Origin of the sequence: Mesorhizobium sp. LSHC412B00, from assembly GCF_000503035.1 — a bacterium.
Taxonomy (GTDB): domain Bacteria; phylum Pseudomonadota; class Alphaproteobacteria; order Rhizobiales; family Rhizobiaceae; genus Mesorhizobium.
Window position 1 is genome coordinate 1 of the sequence record NZ_AYWB01000010.1, and the last position, 15983, is coordinate 15983.

14 protein-coding genes and 1 pseudogene are annotated in these 15983 nt (G+C 63.3%); 5 read left to right on the forward strand and 10 right to left on the reverse strand.

What is annotated here, in order from left to right; translation table 11 throughout:
• The 3 genes and pseudogenes from X757_RS1000000166735 to X757_RS146255 form a co-directional block, all read right to left on the reverse strand.
• A pseudogene (locus X757_RS1000000166735) lies at window positions 1-1135 on the reverse strand (integrase core domain-containing protein); the annotation flags it as partial.
• A gap of 150 nt (window positions 1136-1285) precedes the next feature.
• The gene (locus tag X757_RS146260) at window positions 1286-1885 is read right to left on the reverse strand and encodes an SOS response-associated peptidase (RefSeq protein WP_023726812.1); all 600 of its coding nucleotides are present in this window, start codon (window positions 1883-1885) and stop codon (window positions 1286-1288) included.
• 60 nt (window positions 1886-1945) lie between these two features.
• A complete protein-coding gene (locus X757_RS146255; protein ID WP_023669675.1) occupies window positions 1946-2209 on the reverse strand; it encodes a DUF982 domain-containing protein in 264 nt (87 codons plus the stop codon).
• A gap of 190 nt (window positions 2210-2399) precedes the next feature.
• Here X757_RS146255 and X757_RS146250 point away from each other — a divergent pair, with 190 nt between their 5' ends.
• Window positions 2400-2858, forward strand: coding sequence for a hypothetical protein (locus X757_RS146250; protein WP_023696662.1), 459 nt, complete (start codon window positions 2400-2402; stop codon window positions 2856-2858).
• Between the two features lie 90 nt (window positions 2859-2948).
• Here the strand turns inward: X757_RS146250 and X757_RS146245 are convergent, their stop codons facing one another.
• Together X757_RS146245 and X757_RS1000000169020 are read right to left on the reverse strand one after the other, a co-directional pair.
• Complete coding sequence (locus tag X757_RS146245) at window positions 2949-3158, reverse strand: DUF768 domain-containing protein (RefSeq protein WP_023669673.1); 210 nt, start codon at window positions 3156-3158, stop codon at window positions 2949-2951.
• 28 nt (window positions 3159-3186) lie between these two features.
• Entirely contained in the window at window positions 3187-3348 is a 162-nt protein-coding gene (locus tag X757_RS1000000169020; protein WP_023669672.1) for a hypothetical protein, read from the reverse strand.
• 149 nt (window positions 3349-3497) lie between these two features.
• Here X757_RS1000000169020 and X757_RS146240 point away from each other — a divergent pair, with 149 nt between their 5' ends.
• On the forward strand, window positions 3498-4250 hold the full coding sequence (locus tag X757_RS146240) for a pseudouridine synthase (protein ID WP_023726814.1): 753 nt from the start codon (window positions 3498-3500) through the stop codon (window positions 4248-4250).
• A gap of 22 nt (window positions 4251-4272) precedes the next feature.
• On the opposite strand, the gene X757_RS146235 is transcribed toward X757_RS146240, so the two are convergent.
• Window positions 4273-4854: a histidine phosphatase family protein gene (locus X757_RS146235; protein WP_023726815.1), complete on the reverse strand. Its 582-nt coding sequence runs from the start codon at window positions 4852-4854 to the stop codon at window positions 4273-4275.
• A gap of 308 nt (window positions 4855-5162) precedes the next feature.
• Window positions 5163-6497, reverse strand: a complete 1335-nt coding sequence (locus X757_RS146230; protein WP_023681916.1) for a dicarboxylate/amino acid:cation symporter — start codon at window positions 6495-6497, stop codon at window positions 5163-5165.
• A gap of 229 nt (window positions 6498-6726) precedes the next feature.
• On the opposite strand from X757_RS146230, the gene X757_RS146225 reads away from it, so the two are divergent.
• The 3 genes from X757_RS146225 to X757_RS10815 all read left to right on the forward strand — a co-directional run bounded on the left by X757_RS146225 (window position 6727) and on the right by X757_RS10815 (window position 10464).
• Window positions 6727-8586, forward strand: a complete 1860-nt coding sequence (locus X757_RS146225) for an ATP-binding protein (protein WP_023692505.1) — start codon at window positions 6727-6729, stop codon at window positions 8584-8586.
• On the forward strand, window positions 8583-9932 hold the full coding sequence (locus X757_RS146220) for a sigma-54 dependent transcriptional regulator (protein ID WP_023669667.1): 1350 nt from the start codon (window positions 8583-8585) through the stop codon (window positions 9930-9932). Before X757_RS146225 ends, X757_RS146220 begins: the two co-directional genes overlap by 4 nt.
• 184 nt (window positions 9933-10116) lie before the next feature.
• On the forward strand, window positions 10117-10464 hold the full coding sequence (locus X757_RS10815; RefSeq protein WP_032885862.1) for a hypothetical protein: 348 nt from the start codon (window positions 10117-10119) through the stop codon (window positions 10462-10464).
• A 17-nt stretch (window positions 10465-10481) separates the two neighbouring features.
• Here the strand turns inward: X757_RS10815 and ggt are convergent, their stop codons facing one another.
• The 3 genes from ggt to X757_RS146205 all read right to left on the reverse strand — a co-directional run bounded on the left by ggt (window position 10482) and on the right by X757_RS146205 (window position 15864).
• Window positions 10482-12221, reverse strand: coding sequence for a gamma-glutamyltransferase (gene ggt / locus X757_RS146215; RefSeq protein ID WP_023726816.1), 1740 nt, complete (start codon window positions 12219-12221; stop codon window positions 10482-10484).
• A gap of 140 nt (window positions 12222-12361) precedes the next feature.
• Entirely contained in the window at window positions 12362-13654 is a 1293-nt protein-coding gene (gene rhaI / locus X757_RS146210) for an L-rhamnose catabolism isomerase (RefSeq protein WP_023726817.1), read from the reverse strand.
• 107 nt (window positions 13655-13761) lie between these two features.
• Window positions 13762-15864, reverse strand: coding sequence for a bifunctional rhamnulose-1-phosphate aldolase/short-chain dehydrogenase (locus tag X757_RS146205; RefSeq protein ID WP_023703415.1), 2103 nt, complete (start codon window positions 15862-15864; stop codon window positions 13762-13764).
• Window positions 15865-15983 lie beyond the last annotated feature (119 nt).

The following is a 15983-nucleotide window of genomic DNA, read 5'->3' on the forward strand; positions in this document are numbered from 1 at the left end:
GTCCTTTGTTCCAGGTCGATATATCCGAGATCATAGTGCATGAAGCTGATGAGCCAAATGCCGTCGTCGACTTCGGTGATTCCGAGCCTTTGGCCGGCGAGCACGGTGGAGATGTTGATCTTCTTCCTGTGCATGCAGATGCGGCCGCAGGCGGTGACGAGAATGTCCTTGTCATGGAAGGGGTAGTCCAGCTCGGGGAGGCCTTGATAGGCTCTTGAAGAAGCTCTGTAGAGCTCGGCTGGCACTTTCATTTGGATCGCCTCGTGGGGTCTCTCGTCGTTGAATTCGCTCATGAAAGCATCGAACCGGGCCTGCTGCTGGAGGGCGTTCATGCCCGGCGGCCGCGNCTCTCGTCGTTGAATTCGCTCATGAAAGCATCGAACCGGGCCTGCTGCTGGAGGGCGTTCATGCCCGGCGGCCGCGTGGTCTCCTGCTTCAGGGTGCGGTGCATGCGCTCATGGCGGCCGTTCTGCTGCGGGTGACCGGGCTTGATGCGCTCGACGGCGATGCCGAGCCTGAGCCAGAAGACCGACAGCTTCGAGAGGTTGTAAAGGCCGTTGGGGCTGGCGAAGGGCAGGCCATTGTCGCTTCTGATCGCTTCCGGCAGGCCGCGTTCCTTGAAGAGCCGGACGAAAGCCTCGAGGACCGGAACCTCCTTTGTCGATTCAAGGGCTTCGCAGGCCAGCAGGTAGCGCGAGGCCTGGTCGGTGACCGTCAGGGGGTAACAGTATTGGCGGTTGCCGAGCTTGAACTCGCCCTTGAAGTCGGCGCACCACAGATCGTTGGGCACAACCGCCTGGGACAGTTGCATGCCCACGGCCTTGTTCGCTCGGTTCCTCTTGCGGGCCTGGCTCACAAGGCCGTGGCGATCGAGCACGGCATGAACGGTGCTCCTGGCCGGGATANCGGTTCCTCTTGCGGGCCTGGCTCACAAGGCCGTGGCGATCGAGCACGGCATGAACGGTGCTCCTGGCCGGGATACGGACGTCGCCGGCCAGCCTGCGCACCAGCAGCTCGCGTATCTTCCTGGCACCCCAGTGCGGCTTCTCCGCTTGCTCTCCACGATCAGCCGCTCGATCTGGTCGGGAAGCTGGTTGGCGTAGCGCACCGGCCGCCGCGAGCNACCTCCGGCCAAAAGCCAAAAGTGTTACCCATGTGTCCGGTACAAATCGTCACCTATGTCTCGGGCCGCTCACTGAACATCAAGGGCTTGACTTCCTGGCGCCGCACCGACGGATTCCTGATTTCGGCCTGCCGGCTGTGCTGGCAAGCCTGCGCAACCGAGTTATGAACTTTCGGGGCGCACGGTCTCCACGCGCAGCGAGCCGGCTGGAAGCGGCTGCAGCAGTTCGGCTTCCGGCTTCGTCAGACTGAGCCAAGCCGCCCAATCGCCGGGCCGAAGCACCACGACCTGCCGACTGTGATACGGCGCAATATCCGGTCCAGGCTCGGTTGTCAGCATGGTGAAGGTTGGCGGCTTGTTGCCGGCAGCTTCACGCCAAAGCCCTGCGATGGCCATGAACGGCGAGCCGTTGAGCGTGAAGCGATGCTTTGCCTTCGGATACTTCGTGCCCGTGAACTCGAAGAAGGCGGATGCCGGCACGAGGCAGCGTTTGCTGCCGGCGAATTGCCGGCCTTCGGAGCGGAAGTTGAACACTGGTCCGCCTTTCGGTCCGGCCGGTGGAAATCCGAACGTCATCGACGTCAGTTCAACGACGCCAGTGTCGCCGGCGGCGCGCATGATCGGGGCTGGATCGTTGATATGGATGTCATCAACCCGCGGCAGGTCAAGTTCGGTCTGATGGGTCGGGATCTCAAGTGCCAGCGACTCCAGCATCCGGCAATATTCAGCCCAGAGAATATGCTGCTCATAGTCGTTGCACATGGAAGGCTCCCGACCGGTCTGCCAGTTTACCTCACGCCAAACAAAGAGGCGATGGACCGCTCAACCCTCGCGGTCGCGCTCGACCAGTATATCGGCCTCGATCGCCGCGTTGACGAAGGCGGCGCGGGCATAGCGCGCCTCTTGAAGGCCTTCCAGAACGCCAAGGCAGGCTTTGCGGGCGGCGACGTGATAGCCGCCTGTCTTCACGGGCCATCGGTTCATCAGGATATCGGCGGCCTGCGCGACACGCTCCACCTTGTAGATCTTGTTTCTGGATCTGCCGAGCGCCACGCGAACCGGCTCATCGAAATGCTGATCTTGCATGCTTCCCCTCCCGAACGCGATCGCGAGTCAATTCGGGGGAGGCAAGTTCGGTTCCACGGGAGCGATCTGCCAACGCAATAAACCCGCCTTCTGAAATCACTTTGCGCGCATAGGCCAAATGGCGGATTTGATTTGCTTGGTGATCCCCTCTCCCTGGGGCAAACTACCTGCCGGGGCTGCAGGAGGAGAAATGCGAGCACGCGCAGCTACGATCGGCGATCTCGAAAGTGTCTTCCGTGATCTGTCCACGCGGATGTCGGACGAGTATGTGGCCGCCGGCAAGGACAGCAAGGTCGCCTACGACAATCTGATGATGAATTTGAAGGAAGGCCGGGCGCACGCGCTGGTCGACGGCGACAAGACGGTGGCGATCGTCGCCTGGCACGAAAACAGCGACGCCGCCGACACGCTGTTTGCCGCGCAGGAGGGTTTCTTCAGCGCCGCGACGGTCCGCTTCTGCAGGCGCCACATCCGCCACATTCAGGCGCTGGCCGGCAACCTTCCCATCCACTCGCGCAGCTGGCTGCAGCGGGCCGACGTCGGCAAATGGTTCCGTGTCATCGGTTATGTCGAACGCGGCCGAGAGAACGGCGCCACTGTGTTCGAATTGCCGCCGGCACGGGGAGCGTCAGCTGCGCGGGCTGCCTAGGGCTGCGCACCCACGGATGCCATCACGGAAAAGCCCCCGCCAGGATGGCGATGGGCCAATATCGCCTGCAATGGGCTCATATCCGGGGGCTCAGATATCGGGCTGATCCAGCGCCTCGAAAATCACCCGTTCCAGCGGACCGAGATCCTCTTCGATCTCGCTGACCTCAAGGCCTAAATGCCGAGCATCCAGGGCAGCTCGCGTGGTTAGGGTTCGAGCCGTTGCCTTGTCGGCAGGCAGTTCGCCCGGCAGGTGCTCGTGGATCCAGCCCTGCAGGAAATCAACGCCGCGCTCGCTCATCGATTTATCCCTTCCGTTATCTGGGGGATCATTCCCCCAGAATGACCCCAGAAGCGACGATCTGAGCCGTCAGGCTGGTGAGCCTGCCTCGCTTCACGAGCGTCGGCTTTTGGTAGATTTTCTTCATGGCGGTGCCTTTCGCGACAAATCGCTCGTCGGCAACAACGTCCGTCGCGGGGCAGCGTTCCATGGCGGGCTGTTGAGCCCGACCCCCCTGACACATCGTATTTGAGAACAGCCCCGCTCCCGCGACCCGTGATGTTGATGCCGCGGCAGGTTGCGAAGCCAATGCGGGGCGTGGCATTTGTCGATGCCGATCATTGGGATGGCAAGCAGGACATGGCACGGCCACCAGACATCGCCCGACACCAGGCCGCCAAGGCAGGCGTTAGCCTGAACCGGGCGCTTTCCAAACTCGGCCTGTGTTCGCGCAAGCAGGCCGAGCTGCTGATAGCCGAAGGGCGCGTGCGGGTTGGCGGCAAGGTGGTGCGCGATCCGTCGCTGCGTGTCGATCTCGGCCGCGACCGCATCGCTGTCGACGGCGAGCAGATCGTCGGCGAGGCAAAAGTCTACCTGATGATCAATAAGCCGCGCGGACAGGTCACCACGCGCGATGACCCGCAGGATCGTGGCACCGTCTATGACTGCCTGGTGGAACTGGAGTTGCCTTTCGTGTCGCCGGTCGGCCGCCTCGACAAGGCCAGCGAAGGCCTGTTGCTGATGACCAACGACACGCGCTGGGCCAACCGCCTGCTCGATCCGGCCTCGCATGTCGCCAAGACCTATCATGTCCAGATCGGCACCGCGCCCGACGAAGCGATGCTGGCGCGCTTTCGCGACGGAGCGATCGTCGACGGCGAACTGCTGACCGCAAGTTCGATCGAACTGCTGCGCAGCGGCGGCCGCACTGCCTGGCTGGAAATCGTGCTCGACGAGGGCCGCAACCGCCAGATCCGCCGCCTGCTCGGGGCATTCGATATCGAGATGCTGAGGCTGGTTCGGGTGGCGATCGGCGGTTTGCAGCTCGGCGAACTCGCCAAGGGCAAGGCGCGGCATCTGACATCGGAGGAATTGGCGGTGCTCGCGCGATAAGAGGCAGGCTTGCCGCGAAACCCTACTTCTGGTTCCACCTGCGTATCACCGGCTCGCTCAGATCGTGCTCATAGCCGAGGATGCTGAGGCTCGCGGTATCAAGTACGAAGTGCGCACCGCCTTCGGGTGGCAGACCGAGCCAGCGCGCGGCCAGCACGCGCAGGAAATGCGAGCTTGAAAACACCAGCACATTGCCCTCGATTGCCCGCAGCCCGGCGATGATCCTGTCGGCCCTGGCGCCAACATCCGCTACCGACTCGCCGTCGGGACAGCCGTCACGGAACAATTGCCAGCCGGGGCGCTGCACAAGAATCTCCTTGGTCTTAACGCCCTCATAGGCGCCATAGTCCCATTCCTGCAGGTCGTCCTTCTTGACGGCAGCAGCGCCGAAGCCGGCAAGCGTGCAGGTGCTGAAGGCGCGCTGCGACGGGCTCGACCACACCGCCTGGAAGGACAGATCCTTGAGCCGGTCCGCCACGACGCGAGCCGCCGCCTCGCCCTTTGCCGTCAACGGTATGTCGGTGCGGCCGGTGTGTTTTCCCGAAGCGCTCCACTCCGTCTCGCCGTGACGGACCAGATAGATCTCGGGGTATGCACTGCTCATTCGCCGGCCTTTCGGTTGAAAACCGCCGACATCCTAGCCGGGAAGCTTTGGCCAACACCAGCCGCCATGCGCGCCAAAACAAAAGGCCGCAACGGGCGAACCGGCTGCGGCCTTGTGGCGAACGTCTGCGTTCAGTAATCAGGCGGGCTGCAGATCGCCCGACAGCGCCAAAACAAAAGGCCGCAACGGGCGAACCGGCTGCGGCCTTGTGGCGAACGTCTGCGTTCAGTAATCAGGCGNGCGCCAAAACAAAAGGCCGCAACGGGCGAACCGGCTGCGGCCTTGTGGCGAACGTCTGCGTTCAGTAATCAGGCGGGCTGCAGATCGCCCGACAGCGCCAGGTCGGCTTCCTCGGACAATGTGCCGGCCATGGCGGCGGCGAACTTGGTCTGGTCGAGTTCGCCTTCCCAGCGCGCCACAACGATCGTCGCCACTGCATTGCCGACGAAATTGGTCAGCGCTCGGCATTCCGACATGAAGCGGTCGACGCCGAGGATCAGTGCCATGCCGGCAACGGGTACCGTAGGCACGACAGAGAGCGTGGCGGCCAGCGTGATAAAGCCGGCGCCGGTGATGCCGGCGGCACCCTTGGAGCTCAGCATGGCAACCAGCAGCAGCAGGATCTGGTCGCCATAGGTGAGCGGCGTGTCGGTCGCCTGGGCGATGAACAGCGCCGCCAGCGTCATGTAGATGTTGGTGCCGTCGAGGTTGAAGGAGTAGCCGGTCGGGATGACCAGGCCGACCACCGAGCGGTTGCAGCCGGCGCGCTCCATCTTGGCCATCAGGCCGGGAAGAGCGGCTTCCGAGGACGAGGTGCCGAGCACCAGCAGCAGCTCTTCCTTGATGTAGCGGATCAAGGCGAGGATCGAGAAGCCGTTGTACCAAGCGACAGCGCCGAGCACGACCAGCACGAAGAGCAGCGACGTCAGGTAGAAGGTGCCGATCAGAAAGGCGAGGTTGGCAATCGCGCCGATGCCGTATTTGCCGACGGTGAAGGCCATGGCGCCGAAGGCGCCGATAGGGGCGGCCTTCATCAGGATGGCGACCAGGCGGAAGATAGGCGAGGTCAGCGCCTGCAGGAAATCGACGACCGGGCGGCCGCGCTCGCCGACCAGAGCGAGAGAGATGCCGAACAGCACCGAGAAGAACAGCACTTGCAGAATGTCGCCTTGCGCGAAGGCGCCGGTGATGGTGTCGGGGATGATGTTGAGCAGGAAGCCGACGATGGTCGTGTCATGCGCCTTCTCGGTGAAGGTGGCGACCTTCGAGGGGTCGAGCGTCGCCGCATTGATGTGCATGCCGGCGCCCGGTTGGACGACGTTGGAGACGACCATGCCGACGACCAGCGCCAGGGTCGAAAAGACCAGGAAATAGATCATCGCCTTGCCGGCGACGCGGCCAACCTTTTTCAGGTCGGAGACGCCGGCAATGCCGGTGGTCACCGTCAGGAAGATGACCGGCGCGATCACCATCTTGACCAGCTTGATGAAGGCATCGCCGAGCGGCTTCAGCGAAGCACCGAGTTCGGGATAGAAATGACCGAGCAGCACGCCGGCGGCGATCGCCGTCAGGACCTGCACGTAGAGATGACGGTAAAAGGGTAGCTTGCCGCGCGGTTCGGCGGCAGCGAATGCTGGCTGCATGACGTCCTCCATGGCGCCCGATCGAAAGCTCGACCTCCCGGGGCAGTTGTTTTCCGCAGCCTTGCGACTGCTGTATTGGTCACTGCAACTGCCGTGCCAGACTGTGCGGCATACCGCAGCCATTGATTTTGTTGGGTATTCGTCCGATCGAGGCTGCTGCCGCTCAACGCAAGTGCGGACATCCGCATGACTGAATTGTGCTTTGTGCGAAATCATGCACAAATAGGGAATGCTGCAACGCCCTGCCGCGGTCCTGTCGCCGACGCCCGAGCAACTCGGCAAACGCGCGCGTCGCGCCTGGCTGCTGTTTGCGGCGATCGCGCTGGTGATCGTTGCCACGGCGCTCACCGGCGCCGGCCTCTACGCGCGCCGCGCCGAGGTCGCGGCACTGGCGGCGCAAGGCCGCACCGATGCCAATCTGAAGGTTGCGTTGCTGCGCGCCGTGCTGGAAAGCCCGCGGGCGCTGCCGCTGCTCTTGTCCGAGGACCAGCAGGTGCATGACGCCCTGCAGAACAAGGGCGCTGTCACGATCGACGTGCTCAACCGCAAGCTCGAAGGGCTGGTCTCCGGCACCAAGGCTTCGGTGCTTTACGTCACCGGCGTCGACGGGTTTGCGATCGCCTCCAGCAACTGGCGCGAAACAACCAGCTTCGTCGGCAACGACTATGGTTTCCGCGCCTATTTCTCCGGCGCCATGCAATCGAGAACGGCCGAATATTTTGCGCTGGGCAACATCAGCAAGCGCCCGGGCCTCTATATTTCGCGTCGCGTCGGCAATGCGGCGGCACCGCTCGGCGTCGTCGTCGTTAAGATGGAATTCGACCAGCTTGAAGCCGACTGGCATGAGGCCAACCGGCCGGCCTATGTCAGCGACGACCACGGCGTCGTGCTGATCACCAGCGTGCCGTCCTGGCGCTTCATGACCACCGCGCCGCTGACCGGCCCGGTGGCTGCCGCCATCCGGAGCAGCCAGCAATTCGGCAACGCGCCGCTGATCCCCTTGCCGATCACACGCCCCGAGGCATTGAGCCCTGACGTGTCGATGGTGCATGCGATAACACCGGGCGGCAGCGATGCCGAATATCTCAGGCTTTCGACACTGGTCCAATCGACGCCATGGCGGCTCGATTATCTCGTGCCGGTCGAAGCGCCGATCGCGGCTGCGGTGCGTGAGATGCGGCTGCTGGCGCTGGGCGTCGTGGTGCCGTTGCTGGCGCTGGCCGGCTATCTCCTGTGGCGCCGTCAGTCGGCGCAGATGCGCATCGCTGCCGAACAGGCAGCGCGCATCGAGCTTGAGCGCCGCGTCGTCGAGCGTACGCATGACCTCAGCCTGGCGCGCGACCGGCTGCAGGCCGAGATCACCGATCACCGCAGCACCGAAGCCAAGCTGCAGGTCATGCAGCAGGAATTGGTGCAGGCCAACCGTCTTGCTACCCTCGGCCAGGTTGCCGCCGGGGTCGCGCATGAGATCAACCAGCCGGTGGCGACGATCCGCGCCTATGCCGACAATGCGCGTGTGTTCCTGGAGCGCAAGCAGACCGCCTCGGCCGAGGAGAACCTTGGCGCGATTGCCGCGCTGACCGAGCGCATCGGAGGCATCACCGAAGAGTTGAAGGTCTTTGCCCGCAAGGGGCGCACGGCAGCCGAACCGGTCGAATTGCGCGGCGTCATCGAGGGCGCCGTGGTGCTGCTCAGAAGCCGCTTTGCCGGTCGGCTGGACGCACTCGATATCACGCTTCCGCCGGTAACGCTCAAGGTGATGGGCAACCGGCTGCGGCTCGAACAGGTGCTGATCAACCTGTTCCAGAATGCGCTGGAAGCGCTGGACGGGCGCGACGGCGCCAGGGTGCAGGTGTCGGCCCAGGAGACGGCCGACGGCGTGGCGCTTGCCGTCGCCGACAATGGGCCGGGCATTTCGCCTGCCATCCTCAAGTCATTGTTCACGCCGTTCAACACCTCGAAGGAAAAAGGCCTCGGGCTCGGCCTCGTCATCTCGCAGGACATCGTCGCCGACTATGGCGGACGCATCGAGGTGGCGAGCGACCAGGCCGGCACGCGCTTTACCATTCACCTCGCCAGGGCAGCATGATGGACACCGCACCGGTCGTATTGATCGACGACGATAGCGAATTGCGGAGGGCCACGCGGCAGACGCTGGAACTCGCTGGTTTTTCCGTCTCGGCCTTTGCGGTGGCGAACGAGGCGCTGGCCGGGCTCGACGCCAATTTTCCCGGCGTGGTGGTGTCCGACATCCGCATGCCCGGCATTGACGGCCTGCAGCTCTTCGACCGCGTCTTGCAGCTTGATGCCGACATTCCGGTAATCCTGGTCACCGGGCATGGCGACATCGCGGTTGCGGTCAAGGCGATCAAGGATGGCGCCTACGACTTCATCACCAAGCCTTTCGCCGCCGACCGGCTGGCGCAAAGTGTGGCACGGGCGGCGGAAAAGCGCCGGCTGGTGATGGAGAACCGCGCCTTGCGCGAAAGCGCCGAACAGGCGCAGGACGGCCTGCCGCTGATCGGGCAGACGCTGGCGATGGAGCGATTGCGCCGGACGCTGCGGCAAATCGCCGATACCGATGTCGACGTTCTGGTGACCGGCGAGACCGGCTCCGGCAAGGAGGTGGTGGCGAGCCTGCTGCATCGCTGGAGCCGCCGCGCCAGGGGCAATTTCGTGGCGCTGAATTGCGGCGCGCTGCCGGACACGGTCATCGAAAGCGAGCTGTTCGGCCATGAGGCCGGCGCCTTCACCGGCGCACAGAAGAAGCGCATCGGCCGGATCGAGCATTCGAGCGGCGGCACGCTGTTCCTCGACGAGATCGAAAGCATGCCGGCCTCGACCCAGGTGCAGATGCTGCGGGTGCTGGAAATGCGCGAGGTGACGCCGCTCGGCACCAATGAAATCCGGCCGGTCGACCTGCGCGTCGTCGCCGCCGCCAAGGTCGATCTCGGCGACGCCAGCCGGCGCGGCGCCTTCCGCGAGGATCTCTACTACCGGCTCAATGTGGTGACGATCTCGATCCCGCCGCTGCGCGAACGCCGCGACGACGTCGCCCTGCTGTTCTTCTACTTCGCCGAGCGTGCAGCCGGCCGCTTCCGCCGGCAAATGCCAGCCGTGCCTGCCTCAGTGCACCGCCATCTGAGCCAGCACGACTGGCCGGGCAATGTGCGTGAACTCGCGCATTTCGCCGAGCGTTTCGTGCTGGGACTCGAGGAAGCGGCGCAAGCGCCACCTTCCGCCCCGGCGGAGCCGGATGACGCCAGCTCACTGCCGGAACGGCTGGAACGCTATGAAGCCAATGTCATCCGCGAGGCGCTTGGCCGCAATGACGGCGATGTCCGGCGCACGATTGAAGCGCTCGGCATTCCGCGCAAGACCTTCTACGACAAGCTGCAGCGGCACCGCATCGTGCGCAGCGATTTTTCCAGGTAATTCATTTTCCAGGTATTCAGGCGTGTGGACCCGAAAGCAGGGTAGATTTTGTGAACCGGCGCAAAAAAACCGTGGCAAGTCGGCATCAGAAAGTGTTGAAGACCGCATCGGCGGCCTTCGGCACGGCGCGATCCGGTTGCGCTCGGCAGATGTTGATGATTTGTTGCCGGTCAGCGGAGAATGAATGATGCGAGAACCTGTCGGTCAAGATGAATATGGATCGACCAACCCGTTCGATCCGGACGATCTGACGAATTTGAACGCGATCGGCCCGGCCATGGGCGGCGGCAACGACTTCGAGAAATACGCCGTTGCCGTGATCATCGTCTTCGGCGCGCTGATCATTGGCGGGCTGATGGCCGCTTCCATGACCTTTGGTCACCGGAACGGCTTCCTGTTTGCGCTTGGCGGCGCAACCGCGGCCTGGATATCGGGCAATGCGCTGCTCCTCGACCGTCCCCGCATCTACGCGGCGTTCGTCGTGATCGCGGCGCTGATGCTCGTCGGGTCGACGCTTACGCTCGTCCTCTGATCAATCTCTTGTTTTGATCAGTAGCCAATCGCCTCGCCGGATGCGGCGCGGCTGTCGATGGCGCCGTTGTAGCGGGCGCCGCCGCCCTTCTCGATTTCCGCCAGGCTCTTGCCGCCGACAAGAATGCCGGCCGCCTGACCCCAGGTAGAATCCGCGAGATCGAGGTGGTAGCCCATGCCGGCCAGCAGTTTTTCAGTGTCGGGCGACAGGCCGAACGGTTCGACATAGATCGTGTCGGGCAGCCATTGATGGTGGATGCGCGATGCGTCGATCGCCTCCTGGATGTTCATGCCGTGGTCGATGACGTTGACGATGGTTTCCAGCGTGATGGTGATGATGCGCGAGCCGCCGGGGCTGCCGATAACCATGAACGGCTTGCCGTCCTTGGCGACGATGGTCGGGCTCATCGATGACAGCGGCGTCTTCTTCGGCTGGATGGCATTGGCCTCTCCCTGCACGAGACCGTAGAGGTTGGGCACGCCAGGCTTCTGGGTGAAATCATCCATCTCGTTGTTGAGCAGGATGCCGGTGCCGTCGGCGACCACGCCGGCGCCGAACGAACCGTTCAGCGTATAGGTGACCGCGACCGCATTGCCGTCATCGTCGATGATTGAATAGTGCGTCGTTTCCTTCGACTCGCCGAAGCCCTTCGGCATCAAATCCTGCGAGACGCCGGCGCGGAACGGGTCGATCTTGTCGCGGATCTCCTTGGCGTAACCCTTGTCGAGCAGTTTCGAGACCGGATTGTCGACGAAATCGGGATCGCCGAGCGCCGAGTTGCGGTCCACATAGGCGTAGCGCATCGCCTCGACCATGACATGCACGGTCTCGGCCGAGCGGGCGCCGAGATAAGACAGCGGGTAGCCCTCCAGCACGTTGAGGATTTCGCAGATGATGACGCCGCCGGAGCTTGGCGGCGGCGAGGACGTGATCTCATAGCCCCGATAGGTGCAGCTCACCGGTTGCAGCTCGCGTACCTTATATTGCTCGAAGTCTGAGTTGGCCAGAATGCCGCCCCTGGCGCCGCTCGCCTTGACGAGGGCGCCGGCGATGGCGCCTTTGTAGAAGGCGTCGGCGCCTTTTTCGGAGATGGCGGCGAGCGAGGCTGCAAGATCGGGCTGGAGGAGACGCTCGCCGGCGCCATAGGGTTTGCCGTCCGGCTTCAGGAAGATGGCGGCGGCGGCAGGGTCCTTCGCCAGCCGTGCGGCATTGCTTGCGAATGAAGCAGCGTCGCCCTGGTCGAGGATGAAGCCATCCTTGGCATAGGCAATTGCCGGCGCCATCAAATCCTGGCGTGGCAGCGTGCCATATTTTTCACGAGCCATCTCGAACCCTGCCACGGAACCCGGTACGCCGACCGCAAGGTAGCCATCAAGGCTGGCGCCCTTCACCGGATTGCCGTCCTTGTCGAGATACATGATCTTGGTTGCCGCCAGCGGCGCGCGCTCGCGGAAATCGAGGAAGGTCGATTTGCCGTCCTTGAAGCGGATGGTCATGAACCCGCCACCGCCGATATTGCCGGCATTAGGGTAGACGACGGCGAGCGCATAGCCGACGGCGACCGCCGCATCGACGGCATTGCCGCCCTTCTTCAGCACCTCGACGCCGGCTTCCGACGCCAGATGCTGGGCAGTGACGACCATGCCGTGCTCGCCCTTCGCCGGTTGAGGCGAGGCGGCATGGAGCGCGCCGGATGGCGCGAGCGCAATTGCGAGCGAAAGGGTGACGCCAATCAGCGTCCGGCGGGTCAAGGGCATGGCGGTGCTCCAAGTGCGGTGTGCCTAGAAGAGCTACATGGAGCGGCCGAGTCCATCATCAATATGAGCGAACACATATTGGTGTTCGCCTGCCGGCAGAGGCAAGCTGATCTCCCCCCTGTGGTGGAGATTAGCCAATCTCAAACAATCCCGCCTGAACCGCCCACAACCGCCGGCCGTTCCGCCGCGACCTTCGCCCGGTAGCCCGCCGCGCGATATGCGGCGACTGGATCGATGGCGCCGCCTGTGTTCAGCCGCGCCATGGCAAGGATCGGCTCGACATCGGTGCGGTAGGCAGCTTTCAGAGTCTGCGTCGCCATCAGCGCATCATTGCCGTCTTGGAAACCCTCGAGCGCCTTGCGGTCGACCAGCAGCGCCTGCGCATAGGCGCGCTGCACCTCGACTGCCGACAGCATCAGGCTTTCGATCGGGTCGGTGACGTTGTGGCTCTGGTCGAGCATGTGGGCGGGATCGAAACCCTCGGCGCCGGAAAGCTCTGCATCAACCAGTTCGTTGAAGACCAGGAACAGCCGATAGGGATCGATCGAGCCGGCATCGAGATCGTCGTCGCCATACTTCGAATCGTTGAAATGGAAGCCGCCCAGTTTTTTGAACTGGATCAGCCGCGACACGATCATCTCGATGTTGACATTGGGCGCATGGTGGCCCAGGTCGACCAGGCAGAACGCCTTGTCGCCCAGCTCCTTGGCGATCATGTAATTGGTGCCCCAGTCCTGCACGACCGTGGAGTAGAAAGCCGGCTCGTACATTTTGTGTTCGGTGAACAGTTTCCAGTCGGCGGGCAGTCCGGCATAGATCTCCTTCATGGCGTCGAGATAGCGCTCGAAGGCTTTGGCGAAATTGACCTGGCCGGGGAAATTCGAGCCGTCGCCGATCCACACTGTCAGCGCCCTGGACCCCAGCGTCTTGCCGATCTCGATGCATTCGAGATTATGCTCGACGGCCTGGCGGCGCGTGCCGGCATCGGCATGCGAAAGCGAGCCGAATTTGTAGGAGAGCGTCTGATCCCTGGCATCCGAAAAGGTGTTGGAGTTCATGGCGTCGAAGCCGAGGCCGAAGCGCGAGGCGGCCTGCTTCAGCCGGTTCGGATCGGCCTTGTCCCACGGGATGTGCAACGAGACGGTCGGTGTCGCCTGCGTCAGCTGGCTGATGACGGCGCAGTCCTCGATCTTGTCGAAAATGTCGCGCGGCTCGCCGGCGCCGGGAAAGCGGGCAAAGCGTGTGCCGCCGGTGCCGACGCCCCAGGACGGAATGGCGACGGCGAATTTCTCGACCTTACCGCGGATGGCGTCGATGGCGATGCCGCGACGATCGAGGCGTTCCCCGAGCGAGGCGTAGTCGCGTTCGAGGTCGGGTTTGCGCTGGGCGTTGTGGCTGGAGACGAGATCGGCGGCGATGATGGTTTCGGACAAGTGCTATTCCTCCCAATGCGTTCAGTCAGCGCTGCCCCTCATCCGGCCCTTCGGGCCACCTTCTCCCCGTATAGTGACGGGGAGAAGAGAAGCGCTCCGCCCTTAACTCAGCGCGTAAAGCTCTGCGCGTTGCCGGCGTCGACGTTGATGATGTTGCCGGTGGATTTGGCCGACATGTCGGACGCCAGGAAATAAATCGCTTCGGCAATGTCTTCCGGAAACACCGAGCGCTTCAGCATCGAGCGCGAGCGGTAGTGCTCTTCGAGGTCGTCGGTCGACATCTTGTAGGCGGCGGCGCGCTGTTCCTTCCACTCGCCGGTCCAGATCTTCGAACCGCGCAACACGGCGTCCGGATTGACGACGTTGACGCGGATCTGGGCTTCCGCGCCTTCCAGCGCCAGGCAGCGGGCGAGATGGATTTCGGCCGCCTTGGCGGTGCAATAGGCGGCGGCGTTGGGTGACGCGGCAAGGCCGTTCTTGGAGGCGACGAAGACGACATTGCCGCCGATCTTCTGGGCGCGAAACAGCCGGAAGGCTTCGCGCGAGACCAGGAAATAGCCGGTCGACAATATGTCCATGTTCTTGTTCCACAGCGCCAGCGTCGTCTCCTCGATCGGCGCCGAGGAGGCGAGGCCTGCGTTGGAGACGAGAATATCAATGCCGCCGAACTCGACGGCTGTCTGGGCGAAGCCGGAAATCACCTGCTCCTCCGCGGTGACGTTGATCAGCACCGGCCGGACGAAGTCCTTGCCATAGGCTTTCGCCAGTTCGTCATTGGCGCTGGCAAGTGCGGCCTCGTCGATATCGGCCAGCACCACGCAGGCGCCTTCGCGCAGCAGCCGGCTGGCGGTGGCGCGGCCGATGCCGCCGGCGCCGCCGGTGACCAGCGCGATTTGGCCGGCGAGCGACTTCGGCTTCGGCATGCGCTGCAGCTTCAAATCCTCGAGCAGCCAGTATTCGATGTCGAAGGCCTCCTGCGCCGGCAGGCCGACATAGGACGAGACGGTCGAGGCTCCGCGCATGACGTTGATGGCGTTGACGTAGAATTCGCCAGAGATGCGGGCGGTGGCCTTGTCGCCGGCGAAGGTGAACATGCCGACGCCGGGCATCAGGTAGACCACGGCATTGGGGTCGCGGATCGGGGGCGAGTCCGGATGCTTGCAGCTGTCGTAATAGGCCTGGTAGCCGACACGGTACTCAGCAATATCGTCGGCGAGGCGCGCAATCACGGCTTCGACGTCGGGCTTCGCTGGGTCGAACTCGATAACCAGCGGGCGGATTTTTGTGCGCAGGAAATGATCCGGGCATGAGGTACCGAGTGCCGCCAGCGGGCGCAAATCCCTGGAGTTGACGAATTCGAGCACAGCGGCGGAATCGTCGAAATGGCCGAGCTTGTGGCTCTTCTCCGAAATCAGGCCGCGGATCCTCGGCATCAGTCTCGCCGCGATGGCGCGGCGCTCAGCGGCGTCTAGCGATTTGACGACTTCGCCGCCGAAGATGGCGAGACCCTCGGAGCGGCGCTCGAACCATTCGATCGCCTGGTTGATGACCGAGATCGTCGTCTCATAGCACTCCTTGGGTGTGTCGCCCCAGGTGAACAAGCCGTGGCTTTCGAGGATGACGCCCTTGGCCTCGGGGTGTTCGACGCAGAATTTCTCCAGCCAGAGGCCAAGTTCGAAGCCCGGCCGCTTCCACGGCAGCCAGCCGATGGCGTCACCGAATATCTCCTTGGTCAACGCCTTGGAATCCTTGGCCGCGGCAATCGCGATAATGGCATCGGGATGCATGTGATCGACGAACGGCTTCGGCACATAGGCGTGCAGCGGCGTGTCGATCGAGGCCGCGCGCGGGTTGAGATTGAAGGTGCAGTGGGGAAGATAGCCCACCATCTCGTCCTCATGCGCGACGCCGCGATAAAGGCCTTTCAGCGCCTGCAGTTTGTCCATGTAAAGCGTGGCGAAACCGTCCAGCTTGATCGAGGCGCTGTCGCCGCCCGAGCCCTTGACCCATAGCACTTCGACTTCGGCGCCGGAGAGCGGGTCCTTCTGCCGGATCTTGGACGAGGTGTTGCCGCCGCCATAATTGGTGACACGCTTGTCGGAGCCGAGCGTGTTGGAGCGATAGACCAGAAGCTCAGGCTCGCTCAGCCCCTTGGCTTTAGCATCGTCCCAAAGGTTGGCAAGGCGCGAGCCGGAGCGCTTGTCGAGCATGATTATCCTCCCTGGACGCAAAAGGCGCGGTCCATTTTGCCGGAAATGTCTACGCAAGCATCTCGGTTGTCAATCATAAACGATCAAGATCGATCATATTGCACTGCACAATGAAATTA